The sequence below is a fragment of the Paenibacillus chibensis genome (genome assembly GCF_004001045.1).
GTDB classification, from domain to species: domain Bacteria; phylum Bacillota; class Bacilli; order Paenibacillales; family Paenibacillaceae; genus Paenibacillus_AQ; species Paenibacillus_AQ chibensis.
On record NZ_BIMK01000073.1, the window covers coordinates 1 to 1083 of the forward strand.

The window sequence follows — 1083 nt, forward strand, 5'->3', positions numbered from 1 at the left end:
ATTATGTTTTCTGATTTTTATTTTATGTGTTATGGGTTGCTCCTCCCAAAATGAACATTTTAATCATTCAAGGCTTAAATCAAGACTTCCCAGTCCCGAAAACAGCTGAACTGCAGGAGAAAAAGGAAAACTCGGAAGCGTACGCCTTAAAAGAAGTTAAAGAAGAAAACGGACTCCCAGACGATTACCGTCAAGAAATAGAGAATCGCGGCTGGACAGAAGTAGATAGATTGGGTTCAAAGTATACGTTTCAGAACGGGGATAAGAAAATAAATTTAATTGTACTAACGGAAAAATTCCTGATACAGCTATAGAGCTAATACAAGTCCCACTAGTTAAACTAAAGGGGCTTGTTTATATTAAAATAGTGATACTCACGCCATTGTAACTCTTGGAATTTACCCAATAATAATTCTAAATGCGCTCATTCCAACCCTGATTTGCCCCTATATAATAATAAGTAACTCCGCGGTTCATATGCTGTCTCATAACTTACAACAAAATGAGGAGTACAACTTTGAATAATTTCTATAAGGCGTTAACCTATATAAATGAAACAATTTATGAACCTAATGGCATAACGACCAATTCCATTCGAGAAGAAGCCCAAAATTCAGATTATGGAGCTGGGGTATTTCAGCTAAATTCTAAATCGGTAAGATTTAGAGTTGCAAAAATAACACCTACCAAGATCGGACAGTTTGTTGCTTTTTGGGAAAAGGATTCAGAGAATAAAAACCAGGCATTTTCATACGAAACTGCTACTGATTTGTTGGTTATTAATGCCTTTACTCATAACAATTTTGGCCAATTCGTCTTCCCGAAAGAAGTTCTTGTCAAACAAAAAATACTTAAAACAGCCGCTGCAAAAGGGAAAATGGCAATGAGGATTTATCCTAGCTGGGACACCCCCACCAGTAAAGAAGCAATTGCGACGCAAAAATGGCAAATGCCTTATTTTGTAGCTGTAGACAATAACAATAGCTTACAAATACAAGAACTATTAAAGCTGTATTCCAGCTAATGGTTAACTTAGATCTTTGTAATCCGCCATTTGATTCCTCTCATCACATTGTATATACA

Annotated in this window: 2 protein-coding genes; both read left to right on the forward strand. The window is 36.1% G+C overall.

The annotated features are described in order from the left end of the window. The first annotated feature begins 50 nt into the window (after positions 1-50). Positions 51-314, forward strand: coding sequence for a hypothetical protein (locus PCH05_RS27080; protein ID WP_127607829.1), 264 nt, complete (start codon positions 51-53; stop codon positions 312-314). Between the two features lie 203 nt (positions 315-517). Further along, positions 518-1024: a MepB family protein gene (locus PCH05_RS27085; protein WP_127607831.1), complete on the forward strand. Its 507-nt coding sequence runs from the start codon at positions 518-520 to the stop codon at positions 1022-1024. The last annotated feature ends 59 nt before the right edge of the window (positions 1025-1083 follow it).